Source organism: Pelagicoccus sp. SDUM812003, from assembly GCF_031127815.1.
Lineage (GTDB): Bacteria > Verrucomicrobiota > Verrucomicrobiia > Opitutales > Opitutaceae > Pelagicoccus.
On sequence record NZ_JARXHY010000013.1, the window covers coordinates 132,967 to 153,000 of the forward strand.

The 20,034-nt window shown below is 57.0% G+C and carries 16 protein-coding genes, 1 tRNA gene and 3 pseudogenes; 9 read left to right on the forward strand and 11 right to left on the reverse strand.

The window, feature by feature from the left end:
* Positions 1-27 precede the first annotated feature (27 nt).
* The 6 genes from QEH54_RS16920 (at position 28) to QEH54_RS16945 (ending at position 6,373) form a co-directional block, all read left to right on the forward strand.
* Positions 28-3,612: an FG-GAP-like repeat-containing protein gene (locus tag QEH54_RS16920; protein ID WP_309019893.1), complete on the forward strand. Its 3,585-nt coding sequence runs from the start codon at positions 28-30 to the stop codon at positions 3,610-3,612.
* Positions 3,613-3,736: 124 nt separating this feature from the next.
* Positions 3,737-3,826: transfer RNA gene (locus tag QEH54_RS16925), tRNA-Ser, on the forward strand.
* 504 nt (positions 3,827-4,330) lie between these two features.
* Positions 4,331-4,528 carry a hypothetical protein gene (locus tag QEH54_RS16930; RefSeq protein ID WP_309019894.1) on the forward strand — a complete coding sequence of 66 codons (198 nt, stop codon included), beginning with the start codon at positions 4,331-4,333 and terminating at the stop codon, positions 4,526-4,528.
* A gap of 63 nt (positions 4,529-4,591) precedes the next feature.
* Positions 4,592-4,780: a hypothetical protein gene (locus tag QEH54_RS16935; RefSeq protein ID WP_309019895.1), complete on the forward strand. Its 189-nt coding sequence runs from the start codon at positions 4,592-4,594 to the stop codon at positions 4,778-4,780.
* 187 nt (positions 4,781-4,967) lie between these two features.
* The gene (locus tag QEH54_RS16940; protein ID WP_309019896.1) at positions 4,968-6,011 is read left to right on the forward strand and encodes a fatty acid desaturase; all 1,044 of its coding nucleotides are present in this window, start codon (positions 4,968-4,970) and stop codon (positions 6,009-6,011) included.
* 149 nt (positions 6,012-6,160) lie between these two features.
* Complete coding sequence (locus QEH54_RS16945; protein WP_309019897.1) at positions 6,161-6,373, forward strand: hypothetical protein; 213 nt, start codon at positions 6,161-6,163, stop codon at positions 6,371-6,373.
* Positions 6,374-6,443: 70 nt separating this feature from the next.
* Here QEH54_RS16945 and QEH54_RS16950 read toward each other — a convergent pair whose 3' ends face one another.
* From QEH54_RS16950 to QEH54_RS16960, 3 genes are all read right to left on the reverse strand, one after another.
* The gene (locus QEH54_RS16950) at positions 6,444-6,668 is read right to left on the reverse strand and encodes a hypothetical protein (protein WP_309019898.1); all 225 of its coding nucleotides are present in this window, start codon (positions 6,666-6,668) and stop codon (positions 6,444-6,446) included.
* A 179-nt stretch (positions 6,669-6,847) separates the two neighbouring features.
* The gene (locus QEH54_RS16955) at positions 6,848-7,498 is read right to left on the reverse strand and encodes a DUF2959 family protein (RefSeq protein ID WP_309019899.1); all 651 of its coding nucleotides are present in this window, start codon (positions 7,496-7,498) and stop codon (positions 6,848-6,850) included.
* A gap of 48 nt (positions 7,499-7,546) precedes the next feature.
* Complete coding sequence (locus QEH54_RS16960; RefSeq protein ID WP_309019900.1) at positions 7,547-8,230, reverse strand: hypothetical protein; 684 nt, start codon at positions 8,228-8,230, stop codon at positions 7,547-7,549.
* Positions 8,231-8,499: 269 nt separating this feature from the next.
* On the opposite strand from QEH54_RS16960, the gene QEH54_RS16965 reads away from it, so the two are divergent.
* Together QEH54_RS16965 and QEH54_RS16970 are read left to right on the forward strand one after the other, a co-directional pair.
* A complete protein-coding gene (locus tag QEH54_RS16965) occupies positions 8,500-8,709 on the forward strand; it encodes a DUF3185 family protein (protein WP_309019901.1) in 210 nt (69 codons plus the stop codon).
* Positions 8,710-8,786: 77 nt separating this feature from the next.
* Positions 8,787-9,110 carry a hypothetical protein gene (locus QEH54_RS16970; protein WP_309019902.1) on the forward strand — a complete coding sequence of 108 codons (324 nt, stop codon included), beginning with the start codon at positions 8,787-8,789 and terminating at the stop codon, positions 9,108-9,110.
* A 1,095-nt stretch (positions 9,111-10,205) separates the two neighbouring features.
* Here QEH54_RS16970 and QEH54_RS16975 read toward each other — a convergent pair.
* Positions 10,206-10,361 (reverse strand): hypothetical protein, encoded by a 156-nt coding sequence (locus tag QEH54_RS16975; protein WP_309019903.1) that lies wholly within the window; start codon positions 10,359-10,361, stop codon positions 10,206-10,208.
* A 6-nt stretch (positions 10,362-10,367) separates the two neighbouring features.
* On the opposite strand from QEH54_RS16975, the gene QEH54_RS16980 reads away from it, so the two are divergent.
* Positions 10,368-10,556 carry a hypothetical protein gene (locus QEH54_RS16980; protein ID WP_309019904.1) on the forward strand — a complete coding sequence of 63 codons (189 nt, stop codon included), beginning with the start codon at positions 10,368-10,370 and terminating at the stop codon, positions 10,554-10,556.
* 143 nt (positions 10,557-10,699) lie between these two features.
* Here the strand turns inward: QEH54_RS16980 and QEH54_RS16985 are convergent, their stop codons facing one another.
* The 7 genes and pseudogenes from QEH54_RS16985 to QEH54_RS17015 all read right to left on the reverse strand — a co-directional run.
* Entirely contained in the window at positions 10,700-12,454 is a 1,755-nt protein-coding gene (locus QEH54_RS16985; protein WP_309019905.1) for a PAS domain-containing protein, read from the reverse strand.
* Between the two features lie 12 nt (positions 12,455-12,466).
* The gene (locus QEH54_RS16990; RefSeq protein WP_309019906.1) at positions 12,467-15,214 is read right to left on the reverse strand and encodes a chemotaxis protein CheB; all 2,748 of its coding nucleotides are present in this window, start codon (positions 15,212-15,214) and stop codon (positions 12,467-12,469) included.
* A 298-nt stretch (positions 15,215-15,512) separates the two neighbouring features.
* Positions 15,513-16,103 (reverse strand): chemotaxis protein CheB, encoded by a 591-nt coding sequence (locus tag QEH54_RS16995; protein WP_345785670.1) that lies wholly within the window; start codon positions 16,101-16,103, stop codon positions 15,513-15,515.
* A 155-nt stretch (positions 16,104-16,258) separates the two neighbouring features.
* Positions 16,259-17,233, reverse strand: a pseudogene (locus QEH54_RS17000) (YihY/virulence factor BrkB family protein).
* 840 nt (positions 17,234-18,073) lie between these two features.
* On the reverse strand, positions 18,074-18,298 hold the full coding sequence (locus QEH54_RS17005) for a chemotaxis protein CheB (RefSeq protein ID WP_309019908.1): 225 nt from the start codon (positions 18,296-18,298) through the stop codon (positions 18,074-18,076).
* Positions 18,299-18,360: 62 nt separating this feature from the next.
* Positions 18,361-19,795, reverse strand: a pseudogene (locus tag QEH54_RS17010) (NAD-dependent succinate-semialdehyde dehydrogenase).
* 70 nt (positions 19,796-19,865) lie between these two features.
* A pseudogene (locus QEH54_RS17015) lies at positions 19,866-19,976 on the reverse strand (IS1595 family transposase); the annotation flags it as partial.
* Positions 19,977-20,034 lie beyond the last annotated feature (58 nt).

The window sequence follows — 20,034 nt, forward strand, 5'->3', positions numbered from 1 at the left end:
ACCGCCGCCTAATCTTCTACCCCGACCATGCTTTTCGACGTTCCTCTTCGATTCGTCCCCGCCATTCTGTGCTTCGGCGCCTCCATGCTGCAGGCCGCTGAAAACGACGGTGCGATCAGCAAGCAACCCTTTCTCGATGCGTCGCAGGGCGATGGGAAACGATTGTTCAGTGAACTTTCTTCCGATCGAACCGGCATCGTGGCGCAGAACCTCTATGACGATCCTTCCATGTGGGGAAATCGCTACCGCGAGTACATGGGTGGCAGCATGGGCTCGGGCGTGGCTGCTGGAGACTACGATGGCGATGGCTGGGTCGATCTGTACGTCACGCTCAAGACCAAGCCTGGGCGGCTGTATCGAAACCTTGGAGACTGGCGTTTCGAGGATGTCACGGAAGAGGCTGGCTTGTCGGAGAAGGGCTCGATTTTGGACTGGGTCTCCAGAGCCTTTTCATCGGACGAGAGCGTGATCTGGCGGCATGGTTCCGTGTTTGCTGATGTGGACAACGACGGTCTGCTCGATCTCTTCGTTTGCCGAAATGACGCCCCGAATCTTCTTTACATGAACCAAGGCGACGGAACCTTTGAGGAGGAGGCGGAAGATCGGGGACTGGCTTTGGCGGATGGGAGCGTGATTGGAGCCTTCGCCGACTACGATCGGGATGGTTGGCTGGATGTGCTGATTCTGACCAATCAAGTCGACGGCTCGGAGCCCAGCGGCCGCGCCGATCGCCTGTATCGAAATCTTGGGGATGGATATTACGAGGAGGTGACGCTTCAGGCGGGAATTTCTGCGGTGAGTTTCGGGCATTCCGCATTCTGGTTCGATTTCGATCTGGACGGCTGGCAGGATTTCTACATCGCTAACGACTACGCCGGGCCGGATTACCTGTATCGAAATCGTGGCGACGGAAGTTTCGAGAACGTCCTGAGCCAGATGCTGCCCCATATTTCCTACTCCTCCATGGGATCGGACCGCGCGGATATCAACAACGATGGGAAAGTCGATTTTCTGGTCGCGGACATGGCGGCGACCTCTCGAATCACGGAACGCCGCCGTCAGCCAGCTGCTTCTACCGAGTCGGCCCTCGCTATGGCGGCTCAAAGCGGTATGGTGAGCCAGTATGCGCGAAACACCTTGTTTCTAAACGCCGGAAACGGGGTCTTCATGGAGGTTGCCTGCCTAGCCGGACTCGAGGCCACGGATTGGACCTGGTCGCTGCGTTTCGAGGATTTTGACAACGACGGCTGGCAGGACTTGCACGTCACTAACGGTATGCTGCGGGAAGCCAACAATAGCGACATTCTTACCCAGATGATGCGCGCGCGTTCCGAAAGTCAGCGGGTGGCGGTGATGAAAAGAGCGCCAAAGCTGGAGGAGTCCAATCTCGCCTACCGAAATCTAGGAGGAGTGAAGTTTACTGATGTATCGGAAAGTTGGGGACTCGATCAGGTAGGCGTTTCGTTCGGGGCGGCAACGGCTGATTTCGACAAGGATGGGGATTTGGACCTAGTCTATCTCAATCACGATGGTGGTGTGACGGTTCATCGAAACGACAATGTAGGGAATCGTCGAATACAGGTGCGGCTGAAAGGCACCCGATCCAATCGCTTCGGTGTGGACGCGGTGATCGTGGCTGAGACCGAGATGGGGCAGCAGCTGCGTTCGCTCACTCCTGCTAGAGGGTACGCTTCCGGTAGCGAACTCGTCGCTCACTTCGGTCTGGGCGACAGCCAACTGGTGCGCAAGCTGACGGTTCGCTGGCCTTCCGGAGCGGAACAGGTTTTCGAAAATCTTGAAAGCGACTATTCTTACCTGATCACCGAGGAGCCGTCTGGGAGCGAAATCGTGGTGGAAGCGGAGAAGCCGCTTTTCGAAGATCGAACCGAAGCCTATGGTCTTCAGATGGAGGACAAGTCGCGGCCTGCTTTACCTGAGAGCGAGCAGGCTCTGCTCCCGTTTCGAACCGATAGGCGAGGGCCAGGAATCGCCGTCGCCGACGTGAATGGCGACAGGATGCAAGAACTCTTTCTCACCGCGACCACAGGTTCTCCCGCGAAGTTGCTGATTGCAGAAAAGGGGCGATACAGGACAACGCTCCCTCTCGGGTCCGAGCCGCCCTCGGTCGAGCACGGACCATCCTTGTTCTTCGATGCCGAAGGCGACGGTCAACTTGATCTGCTGGTGACTCGATCGAGCGCCAATCGTTCCCGATGGCCTCAGGGATTCATCCCTGTTCTGTATTCAGTCAACGAGGACGGCAAGCTGGTTGCCACGGAGCGCTTCCCCGCGGTGGAAATAAACGCCGGCGCCGCCTGCCTGGCTGATGTCGACGCGGATGGCGATCTAGACTTGTTCATCGGCGCACGTTCCATTCCTGGAAGCTATCCCGAAACGCCGCGCAGCTATCTGTTTCGAAATGACGCCGGCCGATTCGTCGATATAACCCAAAGCTCGACCGGTCTCAGCGAATGCGGCCTTGTCAAGGACGCCCTGTTTCGCGATCTCGATGGCGACGGGCAACCCGACCTTCTGCTGGCCTTGGAATGGGATTTCATCCGTTGCTACCGAAACGTGGGAGCAGGCGTGTACGAGGACGTCACCGCTTCGTGGGGATTCGAATCGGGAGGACGGGGCTGGTGGAACAGTCTGGCAAGCGGTGATTTCAATGGCGATGGCCGACTCGACGTTGTCGCTGGCAACCTGGGGTTGAATACGAGCTACCAAGCGTCTCGCGAGCATCCAGCTCGTCTCTATTATGGCGTCTTTGGAAGGAGATCCACCAAGGTGATGATCGAGGCGCATTACGAAGATGGGAAATGGTATCCGCTTCGCTCCCGAGGAGATCTCGGCTCGACACTGTCGGAGATCTACCGGTCGTATCCACGAAACAACGACTACTCGGTCGCAAGCATGGAAGACGTATTTGGCGTGGAACAGATGGAGCAGGCCGACCTGCTCGAGGCCGACTCCTTCCAGTCTGGCGTTTTCCTGAGCAAATCCGACGGCTCCTTCGCATTTCAGGCCTTCCCTCATCTGGCGCAGGCAGGACCCATGCAAGGGCTGGTCGTGAGCGACCTGAACGGCGACGGGAGCATCGACCTGTGCGCCGTGCAGAACTCCGACGTCTCCTATCCAGCCTTCGAGGGAGCCCTCGGCGTTTTTCTAATAGGAGATGGTCAGGGAGGTTTTCAGGTTCTGCCCCCAGATCGATCGGGTTTAGCGATTTCCGGCCCGGCAATGGCCCTGACTCTGTTGGATCCTGCAGGACAGTCGCGACCGGGCCTGTTTATGACGCAGCAGGGAGGTTCTACCCGTTTCCTGCAAAGTGCGTCAGATTCGGCGCTATGGACGAAGATTGAGCTCCGCGGGCCTTCCGCCAACCCCGATGGCATCGGAGCCCGCATCGAGCTGAGCTACACGGACGGCAGCGTCTCAACCCATGAAGTCAGTTCGGGGGGCGGATGGCTCGCCCAAGGCGAAGCGGCGCTTTGGGTCGCAGTCACAGATACTCGCGCCTTGGTCGAAGCCAGAGTGAGATGGCCGAGCGGAGAGGTTACGACTCACTCGATACCCTCGGACAAGGGCGGCGTCTGGCGGCTATCGCAGTAGAGTTGACTCGGAGGAAGCGGCTCCATTTCGGGCCGAGGCGAGCGGTCGCTTTACCTGCGTCGTTTTCTTCGTCGAAAATCATTGCCTAGAGGGAGATCTTCCCTCTTTTTCCTAAGCCTTTCATGGAGAAGTGCCAGAGTGGTCGAATGGGCCTGACTCGAAATCAGGTGACGGGGCAACTCGTCCGGGGGTTCGAATCCCTCCTTCTCCGCCATAACATGCTGATAGGCAACCTCTTAACGGTTTTAAAGTGTGTTTCCATAAGGTTGTGCTTATTATAAGTTGCTGGAGATGAGTGGCTAACTTGGATGGGTGCGGAGTGATGCTCGTTGTTAGGTGATCCTTTGCTGTTTCGATTCTAATTCCGTAGATGCGTTTTCTTGGCATTCTCTCGGAGATTTGGAAGTCGCTGCAAATGTCGTCTATTTCAAGATACTATATAGAGGAGCGGACCTATTCGATTTTCTGCCGGCCGCCATTGTGATATGACGCGATTTCGTAGCCCTTATGGTATCGAGCTATAGGCTCAGCGCTCAGGCACCGGTCGTCTTGGCAGACCAGTTGGCGAGAAGATTTTCAAGTGGATAGGCTTCTGAAAAATGCGAAGCTTCTAGGAAGTCTGTCGCTTGGTATCGGCCCTCGCGGAGTTGGTAGGACCCTGTTAGACTAGCCAACTTCTGATGAGATTATTTCTGTGGAATACGAAAGGAAGACATCCATGAAGAAGACGAGAAGGACCGTAGAGGAGATCATTCGCATCCTCAGGGATGCGGATACCGAGCTGAAGACCGAGGATATCTGTCGCAAGCGCAACATAAGCGCTCGAGCTACTAGAGCTGGAGAAGCAAGTATGGAGGCATGGAAATCAAGGCGGCTCAGCGTCTGCGGGACATCGATAAGGAGAACGCAGAGCTGAAGAAGTTGCTGGCTGAATAGCGCTAAAGTCCAAAGCCCTAGCAATTGCCAAGGAAATAAGCCTATGAGCTCGGAGCGTCAGCGCAAAGCGACCGAGAAGGTCCGCGACTTCAACCTGATCGACGAGTACTTCTTTGAGATTGGTGACTACGTCTGCAGATCGAGCGAACGCGGTTTTTGTTTCGGCATAACCAAGGTGTTTTGGGATAGTGTTGCTGTCGCTCGAGGCGTTGGCCGGAGCTTGCTTGTTTAGGGAGAATACGCTGTCCGCGAGGCCGCGCCTATGTGGCGCAACCCGACTAACGTTGCCGCTGCAGGACGGGCTTTGCAGGTTTGGGCAAAACGTTTTCGAGAGTTCCTGCCATCGATAGGGATATGAAGCTCCGAGCGCGGGTAAGACTCCATATACGGGAGTGGCGATTCGGGTACAATCTGATCGAATGGATAGAAGAGAAGACCATCGAATCAATGACGAGTCGTCCGATTCGTTAGAAGATCCTCACGCTTGGAAACGTGTGGTGGCCAGATTTCAGCGGCCTGCGGCCTTGCGGGCGAATTGGCAGATCGTCAATACGTTAACGCCCTATGCAGCGCTCTGGCTGCTTATGTATCTGACGCTTGGGGTGTCGATTTGGCTAACGCTTGGTCTGGCCATTCTGGCAGCAGGGTTTCTCGTGCGCGTTTTCATCATTTTCCACGACTGTACGCACGGATCGTTTTTCGCATCCAAACACGCTAATTCCTGGGTGGGCTTCGTTGCCGGAGTCCTGACCTTCACTCCTTTCGCCCACTGGCGTTGGGAGCACGCGCGGCACCACGCGACCTCTGGGGACCTCGACCGGCGGGGCGTGGGCGATGTCGGAACGATGACGGTCGATGAATATGTGAAGGCGTCGACCTGGGAACGGGTTCGCTATCGAATGACGCGCAATCCGATCACGCTATTCGTATTCGCGCCCTTGTTTCTTTTTTTGATCAAGCAGCGTTTCTCGTCGTCCGGAGCGGGCCAGCCGGAACGGCGTTCCGTTCTCTGGACGAATGTTTGTCTGGTGGCTCTGGCCGTCGTGCTGAGCTGGTTGTTTGGCTGGCAGGCCTACGTTTTTATTCAGCTTGTGATTCTCGCGGTGAGCGGGGCGGCGGGCGTCTGGCTTTTCTATGTGCAGCATCAATTTGAAGACGTGTATTGGGAACGTGGCGACGAATGGAGCTTTGTCGACGCTGCGTTGAAAGGAAGCTCCTTCTATCGCCTGCCGAAAGCGCTGCAATGGTTGTCGGGGAATATTGGATACCATCACGTTCATCATTTGAGCGCCCGCGTCCCGAACTATCGGCTGGAAGCCTGTCATCGGTCCGACCCGCTCTTTCGTTCGGTTAAGCCGGTGACCCTTCGGTCGAGTCTGGGCGCCTTGCGGCTGCGCCTGTGGGACGAAGAGGCCAGGCGACTAGTCGGATTTCGGGATGTCAGGAAGAATCGACGCGCCTGAATGCGAGGCCGCGATCAAGGGGAGCGGGTTGCGCCCTATTTCCAAACCGATGACCAACGGTTAATCTTTGCGTTTCGAGCTTCGGTTGGGTCTGTCGATAACGACGCCTGGATGGTTCTTGCCAGAGACCTGCCTCCCAAATCTTTTTTATGAAACCTTTCTTAATAATAAGCGGTTTTGCAATAGGCTTCGCATTGATCGCCTTCGGGCTGAGCCGTGAGGATTCCTTCGCCGCGATTCTTTCCCTCTTATTCTATGAGCTTTTTCAGGACAAGCTCTTGCTCGTAGTCCTGGCCGGGATCCCGTTGGTTGCCTATCTTCTCTCCCGGATCGTGGCTCCGACAAGAAGGCGCTATTCTTGATTCTCAACGATGGTTCCGCATTTCGAAGATACGGTTCCGAATCGAACCGCTCCGCGGAAACGTGGCAACCTCAGGGTTTGCGCTGCTTTATCCTTCGCGTGTTGGAGAGTTGGATACAGGAGAACGCGACCAAGCTCTCGCCTGCGAGAAGGCTGGAGTAGGGCGCCGACCTGCCGCTTGCCCCGTTTTCTGGATGCTGCTCCGTCGCCATGAAGCGACGACGAGCGCTGGCATGGCGATAGGCATTTTCCTTAACGGGATTGTTTCGTTGGCGGGCGCTTGCGGCAGGGTCCAACCTATAGGCTGCAGGGAGGGACAGAGGTATGCCTTGGAGCCAAGCTTCAGGGGACGGATATCCGAAGGTAAGCCTGCGAGGTTTCTCGGATTCTATTTCCTATAAAAGACGACTTAATAAAGGGGGCGAATATGCGGGGCGAGGGAGCTGGTGTTTTTCGGTTTGAGAGCCAGTCGGGCCTATTGAGCGTAGGCTGTAGCGGATGAGGAGGTCCCCATTTCGATGCCCAGATCGCGAAAGCCCTCGGAGAGACCAGAGAGGGAGTTGCGAATACGAGCGCCATCGCGGTTCGCCTTCTTGAGAGAGTCTTCGACGGACTTCAGCCCGTTTTTCGTCAGGTCGGTGCCAAGGACGGTACGAATGTCGGCCAGGTCTGACATAAAGGGGACAAGCGATTGGTTCAGTGATACATAGCTCTTGCTCAGCGAGTTGAATTTCTTGGATACAATCGCCTTACGATCGCGACTGTCCGTCGCAATATCGTAGCTCCGGATTTTCGCGAGTTCGCCCTCCCAGTTGAGAAAGTAGGCATCTCCGAGAAGCTGCATGTCTTGCGCCCTGGAGTTGATCAGTCCAATGGAAGATTCCAGCTCGCTTAGGGCGGACCGGTAGCTTTGGTATTGGTTGACGATGTTTTCGTTCGGCGTCTGCGCAAGGTCCCCGAGAGCGACTATGACCGCGTCGAGCGGCGGTATGCTATCTTCGATGCTTTGCGCAGTTTCTCGCAAGGAGGACGAGGTGTCTTGGGCTTTTTTGTAGCCCAAAGATGAGCAGCCGCTTGCCATAGCGACCAAAGAGATGAGGAGAATGGTTGACGGAATTGATTTCATAAATGCGATTGGTTCGTGTTCCTGTTTAGGATGGGCTTGTTGTATTTGTTAAAAGACTACAGCATGTTGGGCAACGTCGGTGTCTCGCGTTTCCCGAATTTCATCTTTAGTCAATGTGACGTGAATGGTAGCGTCATCGTAGTCGATGCGATTCACTGAATCTGGAAGAATCGGGATCCTTTTCACCGATAACCAATGTCCGATCTCGATCACGAGTTCGGCGATCTCCCATGTTCGGGTGTCCATAGTCATTGAGACGAGCCTGCCGATAGGGCCATCGCTCGCATGGAGGCGAAGGCCCGAGAACGATTTTAAGGTTCGCACGTGACTCTCGTCGCCTGATAGCTGGCTCGGTTGAACGGGAGCGTCCATTCCCCCGATGCTTGTGTTTCCTTTGTCCACATCCGAAGAGCAGTCCTCCCACTGATAGTGCTGCTGGACCCTTTGCAGGTAGGAGCGAGGAACTGCCGGGAAGCTATCGAACGGCGGGCAGTTTTCCGCTTGGTCCTTGCTTAGATTGACGCGAAAGGCATCCAGGCTGGCAAACGCGTTCGGGTCGAAGGCGACCGGGGCGAGAAGGGCCAGGCGTCCGCGTAGCCACGAATCCGTTTCCATGACCAAATACGGTATTCTCCAGATTCTGTCGTCGACGTAGAAGTCGGCGACGCGGCCCATCTTCCCTTGGGAAGACTGGATGGGCTTTGGGGAGAGTGTTTTCGTGTCTGTCAGCATCGGTTTCGTTTTTCTCGGTAGGAGGGCATTATATAGGCTCGCGGTTTCTCAGGCTACGGGGTCTTCGCCTACTCGGGTTTTCGTTGACCTCGACGTTTCAGGAACTCCTCGAGGAGCGAAGGTCGGAAGGGGTGCGATGAGCCTTCTGATCGAAGGGTAGCGCAGCGGGCCTTATCGACTCCATGCGGGTTAGGCCCCATGGCGGGGATGCTGTTCCTCGTATATGCTGGCCGTTTTGAAGAAGAAGCCTGCATGGGGAATATAGACGTATGAATAGAATATTTTCAATTGGCCTTTCGGTCTGTGGCGGCGCTCTCATTGTTTACGGCTTGAGCGCCGCCGATTCCATCGGTTCGTCGTTCTCCCGTTTCTTTACGGGTTCGCCAACGGATGAAGCGATCTGGATGATGGTTGGGGGCGTGACGCTTCTCGCGATAGGTCTTGCTGGCCTGTTCCGGGGCAACTCAAGGCAATCGTAGGATCGGCGCTTGCCGTTCTGCGTTGCGCCACATTAGGGGGAGCGAACCAAACACCCTTGTTCGACAACATTACACCAATGAAAAAAAACGATAAAACAACTCAAGATTCCCCTACAAAACTGCTGGACGATTTGCGCGCCCTTGTGTCGGAAGCGGAAAAGCTTATCCACAAGGCTTCGTCGAAAGCGTCGATCCATGGCGATCATGAAAGCTTGCGCGATCGCTTCGATCGCACGCAGCTTCGTATCGAAGAACTGTATACGGATACGAAGACTCGTGTAGCTTCGGTCGCGAAGAGCGCAGATGCTAGCGTGCGGGCGAATCCATACCAGTCGCTTGCCATTGCCGCCGGCATTGGTCTTCTCGTGGGTGCAGTGACAGGACGTGGCAACTCCAAATAAAGGGCGCTTGCTCCACGAGGATGGATACTTTTTCGAATGCAACGGGGCTTTTCGGAGCGTTGCGCCAACTAGGGGATAACTTGTTCGGTATTCTTCGAGCGCGGGTCGAGCTGTTTTCGATCGAGGTGCAAGGGGAGTTTTTCGACTGGTCCAAATTTTCGTCTGGATCAGCACGGCTGTATTCGCGGCGGCCATGGCCTTGTCCTTCGTCAGTCTCACAATTGTCTACTTCTTTTGGGAAAGCGCCCGACTCGCAGCGCTTGAGGGATGGGCTGCTTTTTCAGTGCGGTTTTCATTGCCATCATCATAGCCTTTCGTCGCTACCTGACTGGGCAGTCGCAATCGTTTGCCGGCACGATCGAGGAAATCGAAAGGGGATCGGAAATGTACTCGCGACGCGAGTTAGCTCGGCTTGCCCTTCACAAAGCGAGGCGCCTCGAAACCATCGAGCGCCGTCGTCGCGCTTGTGTGGAAACAATTGAGCGTGGCGCGCGGCCATTGCTTTGGATACGCAAGGCTGGAATTCTGCAGGGCATGCTTCGACCCTTTCTGCCCTATGCGCCGTGGGTGATTGCCTTGGGCCTCGTTTTTCCACGCAAGGAGAGTCCGCGATTCCGGAGCTATGCCGCGCTTGCCCGAGCGGGTTTGGTCGTTCTTGCCTCTGTTCAGTCTGGACTAGGCAAAAGTGCGTCGGGCAGAGGACTCCTATAGCAAACGCAAACCGTGTGATCGAACGGTCGATGGTTCGACGCTCCGTTTTATGTCACCTTGGTTGATCGGATTGGATTGGAAGGAGAGCAGAAGGATAGCATTGGCTCGTCCCTGACCCGAGAAGGGAGGCGCCCGCAAGAGGTTCCCGCCGAAACCCTTTTGCTGGGCAACGATGGAATTGGATACGAGCGGATAGGAGGCTGGATCTGCTGGAAACGATTCCCTGCGCCGCTTTTTGCTCAGGGCAAAGAGGAAGACGACCACGACGAGAATTGCGATGAGCGACCAGACTCCCAATGCAGAGGTCGATCATGCCGCCCAAAGCGCCGCGGGTGGATTGTTCATGCGTTGACGTAGTTGGTTTTTGATAACCGTCTCGGCATGTTAGAGCCGTGTACGGAAACCACCCATGAGGTAGATGACGAGACAGACGAGGAGGATGGCGCCGATGCTAACGCCGCCGATAGTGGCGCCGCCGAAGTAGAAACCACCGCCGCCGAAAAGAAGCAAGAGAACGAGAATGAGTAGTAGCATATTCATGGGCTAATGATAGCGCTTCGGTACGCTCTGCACGATGGGGCCTTGCGCCCATGGCGTTGGGAGCTATCAGTGGCCTTTCTCAACAAAGTGACTTTCCGCAGGCTCATTGCGACGACGGCGATCATCGAGCTGAGCGTGAATCCGAAAAATGGATACAGGTCTCCGGCGCCTGCGGGAAATCCCAAGGCGTTTTAGAGTAAGGCGCAGACGAGTTTTCGCCGGATATTGAGCATCGTGGCACGGCCAATTCGTACCGTCTGCCCGACTTGGGATTGCCGCGCCCGTTGTTGAATCGACGGATGTTGCGGGGGACGGCTTCGCGCCGCGACCGAGCCTCCTCAAGGCTTGCTGGACACAACGTCTTGACTGGGAAGGGGAAGCTCGACGCGAATGGTGGTTGATTTTCCAAGGGTCGAGCGCGCGGTGAAGACGCCGCCGACCATTTCCACGCGCTCCTTCATCCCGAGCATGCCCAGTCGGCCTTTCTTGCGGGCAAGGCGTTCGGCCCGTGTGTCGAAGCCCTCTCCATAGTCGGTGATTTCCAAGCGGATGGTGTCGCGGTGGCGTTGGATGCTGACTTCCGCACGGTCTGTTTGGGCATGGCGGGCGACGTTGGCGAGCGCTTCCTGAACCACGCGGTATAGCGTGATGCGTTCGACACCTTCGATACATTCGACGCCTTCGAAGACCTTGAGATCGATGCGCAATCCACTGTCTTCCAAATAGTTTTTGATGAGGGCATTGAGGGCGGGCATCAGCCCAAGGTCGTCTAGGACGGACGGTCGCAACTCGCGGGCGAAGGTGTGCACGAGGTCCATGGAGTCCTGCACCAAGCCCTGGGCCCGTTCGACCTTTTGCTGCAACTTCTGTGGATCTTCCGCCAAGTATTTGCCAACGACCACCAGTTGAAAATTGATGCCGGCCAGCGATTGCAGCACGACGTCGTGCAGCTCGCGGCTGATGCGTTTCCGTTCCTGCTCCTGCGCTTCGATGATGCGGTGGGAGAGGTCGCGCAGTTGAATCTGCTGGCAGTCCGATTGCTTCAGGAGTTCGGCTAACTTCCGCTTCGCTTTGCGAAGGGTTTTCTCGATGGCCTTGCGGCGCGCGATTGCCTCCTTGAGCTTCAAATTCGAGGCGGTGAGCAGGTTGAGCTTCAGCTGAGCGCTTTGCGCCTTTCGGCGTTCGGTGATGTTGTTGAAAAATGCCACCACGCCATAGTCGCCATCCGGGAGTGTCAGCCTTTGGATCTGCCATTCGTAGTCCTCCATTTCCTTCGTGTCCTTGCGCCGCTCGCGAAATTCGGGAGCGATGTAGAGCTCGCCTGTCTCGAGGGTATGCCGGAAGCGGGCGGCGAGGCGGTCCGCAACGCGCTTGGGCCAAAGCTGCCCAAGGATTTCGCGAAAGTCCTGACCGAGACAAGAAACCAAGTCTCCGAAGTTCGGCTCTGCCATTTTATTCGCCTGCTGGAGCCGGAAGGCGGAGTCGATGAAAAGGACGCAAATAGGTGCTTGCTCGAAAAGGTTGGTGAAAAGAGCGACGTTGCGTTGAAGCGCCGCCTCTGCCCGCTTTCGCTCGGTAATGTCGGCCACGGTCAACTGGCATTCGGAGGCCGCTTCGGGGGCGCGGCGGGCCTCGACGGTCACCGGACGGTTCTCCTGGCCTTCGACGAGTAGTTCGAGATCGATTGATAGCTTTTCCTCTGTGGCGAACACGCGTTCCAGAAACGCGAGAAAATCCGAGCGGAAGGGCGAGGCGAGATGCAGGGCGAAGGAGCGGCCAACGAGGCGAGACCGCTCCATACCGAGGAGACTGGCGCCTGAAAGGTTCACCATTTTGATGAGGGAGCTCTGGTCAAGCGTGAGGAAGCCGACGGGAGCGAAATCATAGAGATCGGCGTATTTCGCTCTGGCGTCTTCCGCTTCGTCGCGAGCGAGCCTTAGCTCGTCGTTCTGAATTTCCAGCTCGATCTGATGGACTTCGAGCTCGTGCAACAGCTTCTGCACGTCGCTCTCCGATCGCGCATCGCTGTCTTGCCCTGGACGTTTCGCCTCAGGCCCAGGCGTCTGAGCGGCAGCTTTCTTTTTTCTGGTCATGGCAGTTCGGGGCTAGGGAGCTTTTTTTGACCGCGACGGTTCCCGATCTCGCTTGCTCTCGCGTGCGCGGGAGGCTTTCAGTTCGCCCTTGGCTTGGTCGGTCTCCAAGGTCTTGTCGGCCAGCCGGCTTTCCAGCTCGCCCTGGATGCGACGCAATTCCGCCTCCAGCCTTTTGGCGTCGGTGATGTCCCAGAAGGTAATGACCACCCCCTCAATTCGATTGTCCAGCGTTCGGTAGGGCATGATGCGGGCGGTGAACCAGCGGTCGTCGCTGGCCCGCACCGATTTCTCTATGGAGCCAAGCTTGCGCAGCACCTCGTTGACGTCGTCGGCCAGTTCCGGGTAGAGCAGCTCGGAAGCGAGGTCGGTAATGGGGCGTCCTACATCGCTGGGAATGAGCTTGATGATCTTGGCAGCGGGACTGGTAAAACGGCGGACGCTGAGGTCGTTGTCGAGGAAGAGGGTGGCGACTTCGGTGCTGTTGAGCAGGTTCTTCATGTCGTTGTTGGAGCGGGAGAGCTCGTCCAGTTTGCCCTGCAGCTCGGCATTGACGGTTTGCAGCTCTTCGTTGAGCGACTGCATTTCCTCCTTGGAGGTGGTAAGCTCCTCGTTGGTGGACTGCATCTCCTCGTTGGTGGACTGCATCTCCTCGTTGGCGGACCGAAGTTCCTCCTGAGAGGACTGCATCTCCTCGCGACTGCTCTGAAGCTCCGCGTGAGCTCGCTGCAAATCCTGCTCCAGTTCCTTGACCTGCGGGTTCTCGGCATCGGATTTCTTGGAGCGGCGTTTCGACCGGGTCGGAGCGGCAGCAGTTTCGCTGAACACCACCATCACCATCCCGGCCAGCGGCTCCTGGGAATCGATTTTCTCGACGGTTAGGTCGGCGTACTGCGGGGAATCGCTTTCCTCGATTTTAACGGCCTTCACGACAACGCGGCCCTCGTCGTGCAAGGTTTTCTGGAAGGCCCGGGTTAGCTCGTAGCGGAGGCCTTGGCGAGCCATGGCGAAGAGGTTCCAGTTGGCCTTGCCCGCGGCGGGCTCGAGGTACTTTCCCGTCCGCCCACTGATGTGGACGACATTGCCCTTTTCATCGGTCAGGACGGTCGCCGGGGCGTAGCGCTGCAGGATCAGCTGCTCGGCCAAGCTTTGCAGGCTGTGATGGCCCTTGGACGGCGCAGGTGAATCGTTCCATGTATCCCCGCTCAAAGAAGACGACTTGGACGGAAAGTCGATGGGCTCGGGTCGAACGGCCGATTCCGTTCGCTGAAAGATGCGCGACTTGCTGTCGCGGGCGGTGAACAGTCCGGTTTGGGAGCCCACGGTTTCCGCGCTGCCCAGCATGAGAACGCCCCCCGGCTTGAGGCTGTAGTGGAAAATTGGAAACAGCCGCTTCTGCATCTCCGGAGTGAGGTAGATCAAGAGGTTACGACAGCTGAGGAAGTCCAGCTTGGTAAAGGGCGGATCCATGATGAGGTTGTGCGGCGAGAAGACCACCATCTTGCGGATCTCCGGACGGATTCGATAGCCGCGTTCCACCTTGACGAAAAAGCGGCGGAGGCGTTCCGGGGACATGTCCGCCGCGATGTTCTCGACAAAGACCCCTTCGCGGGCCTTGGCAATGGCGTCGCTGTCGAGATCGCTCGCGAAGATCTGGCACTTGAAGTCTTTCTTGTGCGGGTCGACCTCGTCCATGGCCTCGCGGATAGCGATGGCGAGGGAATAGGCCTCCTCTCCGGTCGAGCATCCGGTCACCCAGGCGCGAAACGGACCATGGGAGCGGGCCTTGATCAGTTCCGGGAGGATCTTAGAGCGCAGCGTTTCCCAAGCCGCGGGGTCACGAAAGAAACTGGTAACGCCAATGAGCAGCTCCTTGAAGAGCAGGTCCAGTTCCTGAGGATTTTCCTGCAGGTAGCTCACATAGGTGGCGATCTTCTCAATTTGGTGGATCGCCATACGACGCTCGATCCGGCGGTAGAGCGTGTTTTTCTTGTAGCCGGAGAAGTCGTGGCTGCTGCGGGAACGCAGGAGGATGAGAATCTTATCGAGGGCGCTTTGGGTCTTGGGATCAACCCTTTCGTCGGCCGGGCTGGCAATCGGGGGGCGTTTGAGGCAGGATAGAATTCGAGCAGGCAGCTTATCGGCAGCGTCCACCACGTCGGCCAATCCCGCATCAATGACGCTACGCGGCATGCTATCGAAGCGAGCGCTGGCCGGATCCTGGGCGAAGGTAAGGCCTGCCTTGTCCTTGATCTCGCGCATCCCCAGCGTTCCGTCCGAGCCCATGCCGGAGAGGATGACCCCGATACTGGACTGCTGCCGGTCTTGCGCGAGCGAGCGGAGGAAGTAGTCGATAGGCAAGCGCAAGCCGCGGGAGACGGTGGACTCGAACAAATGGAGCACGCCATGCAGGATGGACATGTCCTTGTTTGGCGGGATCACGTAGACGCAGTCGGGATGGATTTTCGTTCGATCCTGGACCTGGATGACGTCCATGGATGTCGCCTTCTGAAGCAGCTCGGGCATGAGCCCTTTTCGCGTGGGATCGAGGTGCTGAATGACCACGAAGGCCATGCCGCAGCCGCGCGGCACGTGCTGCACAAATTGCTCCAAGGCCTCCAGCCCTCCCGCGGAGGCGCCGATGCCCACGATGGGGAAATCGAGGCTGGAGCCAAGCGAAGGTTCCTTCGCTTTCTTGGCGATCGCTTTGCGCGGACGGGCAGTGTTTTTTTTCGGTGGATTCGAAGGGGTCTTTTTTCCCATTATTTGAGGGTGTCCGTGACGGTTGGACTGACGTACGGCTCATACAACCGTCGGCAAGTGAGAGAGCATGGGGGGCCTAAGCAGTTCACTAAGATACGAGCCCAAATGCTCCCTTGACGGTATTGGCGACTACCGGAGGCCGCAATGCTATAGTGGGCAAATGGTCTTCTCGGATTCCGGAGCTGACTGAGCCACGCTCCATCTCTTTGCGAACGTGGGAAAATAAGGCGTCGCGATTCGATAGGCTGTTGTCGTTTAAGGAGGGAGTTCTGACTAAAATTCCGAATACGCCTCACCGTTACTCAGTCGCCACGTGAGCGATTTGGGCAATTTTCGCAGCGATATCTTCGGGAGAAAGAACGAAGTCGATGCACCCGCTGGCGATGGCGCTTTCGGGCATGTCCGGCTGGGCGGCGGTGTCGAGTTTCTGGGCGATGGTTATGCCTCCCGTTTCCTTGATGCCGCACAGGGCGTCGGCCCCGTCGCCATCGTATCCCGAGACGATCACCGCCATCAGTTTCCCGTTCCAGCGCTTGGTTAGGGAACGCAGAAAGACGGTGATCACGTCGGACCAGCCTCGCGGTTTGGATACCGGCCGCAGCCGAAATTCCCCGTCGAGCACATGGAGATCGCGCTGGGTCGGAATGATGAACACATGATCAGGGCGGATTTCCAATTTATCCGTGATCAGTTCCACCGGCATGGTCGTGAAACGGGGCAGGATTTCGTGAAGCTGAGTCGCCACGTTCCGCACGTGATTAACGATAACAATCGCGACCCCCATATCTGCTGGTAGGCATTTCAACAAACGGATGTACGCATCGAGACCCCCCGCCGAACCGCCCACGCAGACGATGGGAAAGTCGTTGGCTGGAGATTCGGTCTTCATATCTTCACCGGTAGGGGTCATGGCGGTTGCTCGTTTGAGGAAGTGGGACGCGCCGCGATCAGGCCTCCGCTCCGGCCCGATCGACCTGTATCAGTTTTCTGTTTACGAGTTCCTTCTTCTCTTCCGAGTAGTTTGGTTCATGGGGCAGGATTGGGTTACTCTGGTTTTAGATCGGATTGAACGACCTCGCTTGCGCTCTGTGCCTCCGCTCGCGTTGCGATAACGCAAATGCCTAGCACGACCACGCAGCCAGAGAGATAGACCCAAATCAGAAGCGCTACCATGCCGCCCAAGGCGCCGTAGAGCATGTTGAAGTTGGAGAAGCTGACCGCGTAAGCCAGAAACAGCAGCTCGCCAAGCCGGATTAGGACCGTCGCGCCCAAGGCTTCGAGCCACACTTCGGAAAATCGAGTGGGGCGACTCGGGGCCATTTTGTAGATCATGACCAACCCGTAATATAGAACGAGCCACGGGAGCAGATAAAACAACAGTCCGAAGGCCCACCGGGGAAATTCGAGATAGCCGTTGAGCCATTCCTGTACGAGCCGCGCTAGGCTGGGCAGCAGGACTCCGATTAGCGCCGCGCTGGTCGTGATGCCGAGCAAGACGAGACTTTTAAAAGGCAGGCGCCACCAGTTGTACGGCTCCAGATTTCAAATACGGTTGGTGGTCCGAATCAGGGTGCGCTGGAATTTCAGCGCACCCCAAAGCAACAGTGGTAGCGCCGTTAGGCTGATCTTGCCGCGTTCCTGCAGCCATTTGTGAATACCCGCCTCGGCCCCGCTCTTCTGCTCGCTGGTCAGTGGCGTGTAGTGCTCTACCAACTTCACGATCGCTTGCGTCGCCTCTTCTCGCCCGACGAACAGCGAACCCGCCGTCACGAGCAGAATGGCCAAAGGCAGGAGCGAGAGCAGTAGGTAGTAGGAAAAGGCGGCGGCGCGTTGGTCTCCATCCTCTTCCACCCATCGTGCCCAGGCCCGCTTCGTGGCGAGCCACACGTTTGACTGTTTCGCGCTACCTAGCAAAGTTCGCATCAGAATGAAGGAATTACCGGAACCGCCGACGGCGTCGTTTCGCGAAGAGGAAGCCTCCTCGAAAGTGGATACTGCGGGGACGTCCGGTGGGAGCATCCTATGCTAAAGGGCGCCGCGAGCACATGGGGTATAACCCACTGTGCTCGGTGCTTGGGATATCAGTTTGGGAAACTCTGTCCTCCTCGGTTTAAAACGTACCGTGCCGGATCGCTTCACGCATCTTCGCCCGAGTCGCCGTCCCTCCCGTACGCCCGTTTGCTAACGATGCCTTCTCGCGGGCAGCCAGCCCAGAATCACCATCTCCAAGCAACCGTACGGTTGCTCAAGGACGCTCGGGACACGATCTCGGCCGTCGCGCTTGGTTCCGCGAACAAGCCCGGGCGAATCCCCATTCACCCGGGCTTTCCTCCCTTTCTGGATTCCTCATATTTGGCTCCAGAAACTGCAAAAGTTCAAAATGCGCTCTAACAACGAATATGCGCGTCTGTTGGTTTAGTCGTCGAAGCATACTAGCGAGTTCTCGCGGAATTGGCTATGGGGCATAACCCGCTGGCGAAGAGGAATATGGGATCGTCGCTCATTGCCCGAATGCGCGCGCTCTCGTCGCGGATGCGTTTGTGCTACCTGAGCGATTTGGACTATTTTGGCGTCAATATCTTCGCGTGAGTGGACGAAGTCGATGTACCCGCTTGCGATGCCATCTCAGGCATGTCGGCCTGCGCTGCTGTATCGTGGGTTTGCGAGATGGGAATGCCCCCGCTTCTTCTACGCCGCATCGAGCGTCGGCCCCGTCGCCATCGTATCCGGACGATGACGGCGATCAGCTTGCCTTCCTAGTGACTGGTGAGAGATCGCAGGAAGACGGTGATCACGTCGCGACATCCCCGAGTTTTGGATACAGGTCGAAGCCGAAATTCTCCATCGAGCGTATTCAAGTCACGCTGGGTCGGAAGGATTTAGACGCGATCGGGGCTGGATATCGAATTTCTCTGTGATCAGCTCCACCGGCATGGAGAAGAAGCTTGGGAGGATCTCGTGAAGTTGGGTAGTCATGTTTCTCACGTGACTGACGATTGCAATCGCGGCTCCGCTATCGGCCGGCAGGCATTCGAGTAATCGGGTGCACGCCTCTAGTCCAACCGCGGAGTCGCCCACGCGCATAGTAGGAGAAACGTTCTGCTTTCCCAATCTTAAGCGGGCAAAAGTATACGAGACGTTCGCAATCAACTAGCCGCGTCGATTGAAGCGACGCGTATCAACTTTTTGTTTACGAATTCCTGGATGCCTAGGCTGGAAAGTTCGCGTCCATAGCCGGAGTTCTTGATGCCGCCGAAGGGGAGATCCGCCGCCGTCCAGGTCGGGTGGTTGATGAATACCATTCCGGTTTCGATACGGTTTGCCACGGGCGATGTCCTTGGTGAAGACCGAGCCGCCAAGGCCGAAGTCCGAATCGTTGGCTAGCGCGATGGCTTCGTCTTCGTCTTTGACGCGGAAGATGAGGGCGACCGGTCCGAAAAACTCGTCGCGGAACGCGGGGTTCTCCGGTTTGATATTGGTAAGAATCGTCGGCTGCATGTAGGAACCGGGGCGATCAATTCGTTTGCCGCCCATCACCAGCGTGGCTCCTTTGGCGACGGCTTCTTTGACCTGATCGAGCAATTTCAAGAGCGCGCCTTCTGTGGAAAGCGGACCGAGGGTCGTTTCCTTGTCCATCGGGTTGCCTGGCTTCAGGGCGGCGAGGGCGGCTTGAAATTTTTCGAGGAATTTGTCGGCCAAAGAGTCGACCACGATGAATCGTTTGCCGGCGACGCAGCATTGGCCCATGTTGTTCATCTTTGCCCAGACCGCCCATTTCACAGTCTTCGCGAGATCGGCGTCGTCGAGCACGATGAAGGCGTCGCTGCCGCCCAGTTCCATGGTGGACTTCTTTAGGTTTTTGCCAGCTCGCTCGGCCACGATTTTTCCGGCCTCTACGCTGCCGGTCAAGGCGACGCCCTTGATGCGCGGATCGTCAATCACTTGGTTAACCTGCTCGTGCGAAATCTGAAGATTGGTGTATGCGCCAGCGGGCGCCCCGGCATCCCGCCACAGTTTTTCGAACGCGATGGCGCACTGCGGCACGCAGCCGGCGTGTTTCACCATCACCACATTACCCGCCATCAGATTGGGGGCGACAAAGCGGGCGAGCTGATAGTAGGGGAAATTCCACGGCTGCACGCCAAAGAGCACGCCGATTGGACTGCTGACGATTTCCGCTTCGCCGGAAGCCGGCTTCAGTTTTTCCGTGGCGAGAAAGCCTTCCGCGTTTTTCGCGTAGTACTCGATGATGTCCGCGCTCAAGGCGGCTTCACCGTGCGATTCGGCGATGAGCTTGCCCATTTCGAGCGTCACCGGGTTGGCGAAATTATCCGCTTGCTCCCGCATGAGAGCGGCGGCTTTGGCGACGATAGTCGCACGTTCGGCAAAGGATGTATTCCGCCAGGTCTCGAAACAGTCTGCGGCGGTTTGGATAGCGGTTTCGAGCTGCGGGTCGGTCATTTCTTCAAACGTCCTGAAGACTTTCCCGTCATAGGGATTCACGCTTTGATAAGCCTTGCTCTTCTTTTTTGCGTTGGGTGCGTTTGATGCTTTTTGTGGAGTGGATAGTGCGGTTGTCATATATTCGTCAGAATATACGCCGTGCCGTCAGTGAGCGAAATGGGGTATTACCCAGTGGAGGCGGCGGGTTCCTGTGAACGCCGACGATCTCCGCAGCCGCCCTGGCTGTGGATCCCGCAACGAAGAGCTTGATCAGCTCCCCTTGCTTGCGAGGGCTGGTTCGACTGCTTCTTTTATACATTCCTCCATCCTAATATTATTCCTTAGCTAGGACAGGCTCATGTTTTTTTGGGGGGTTA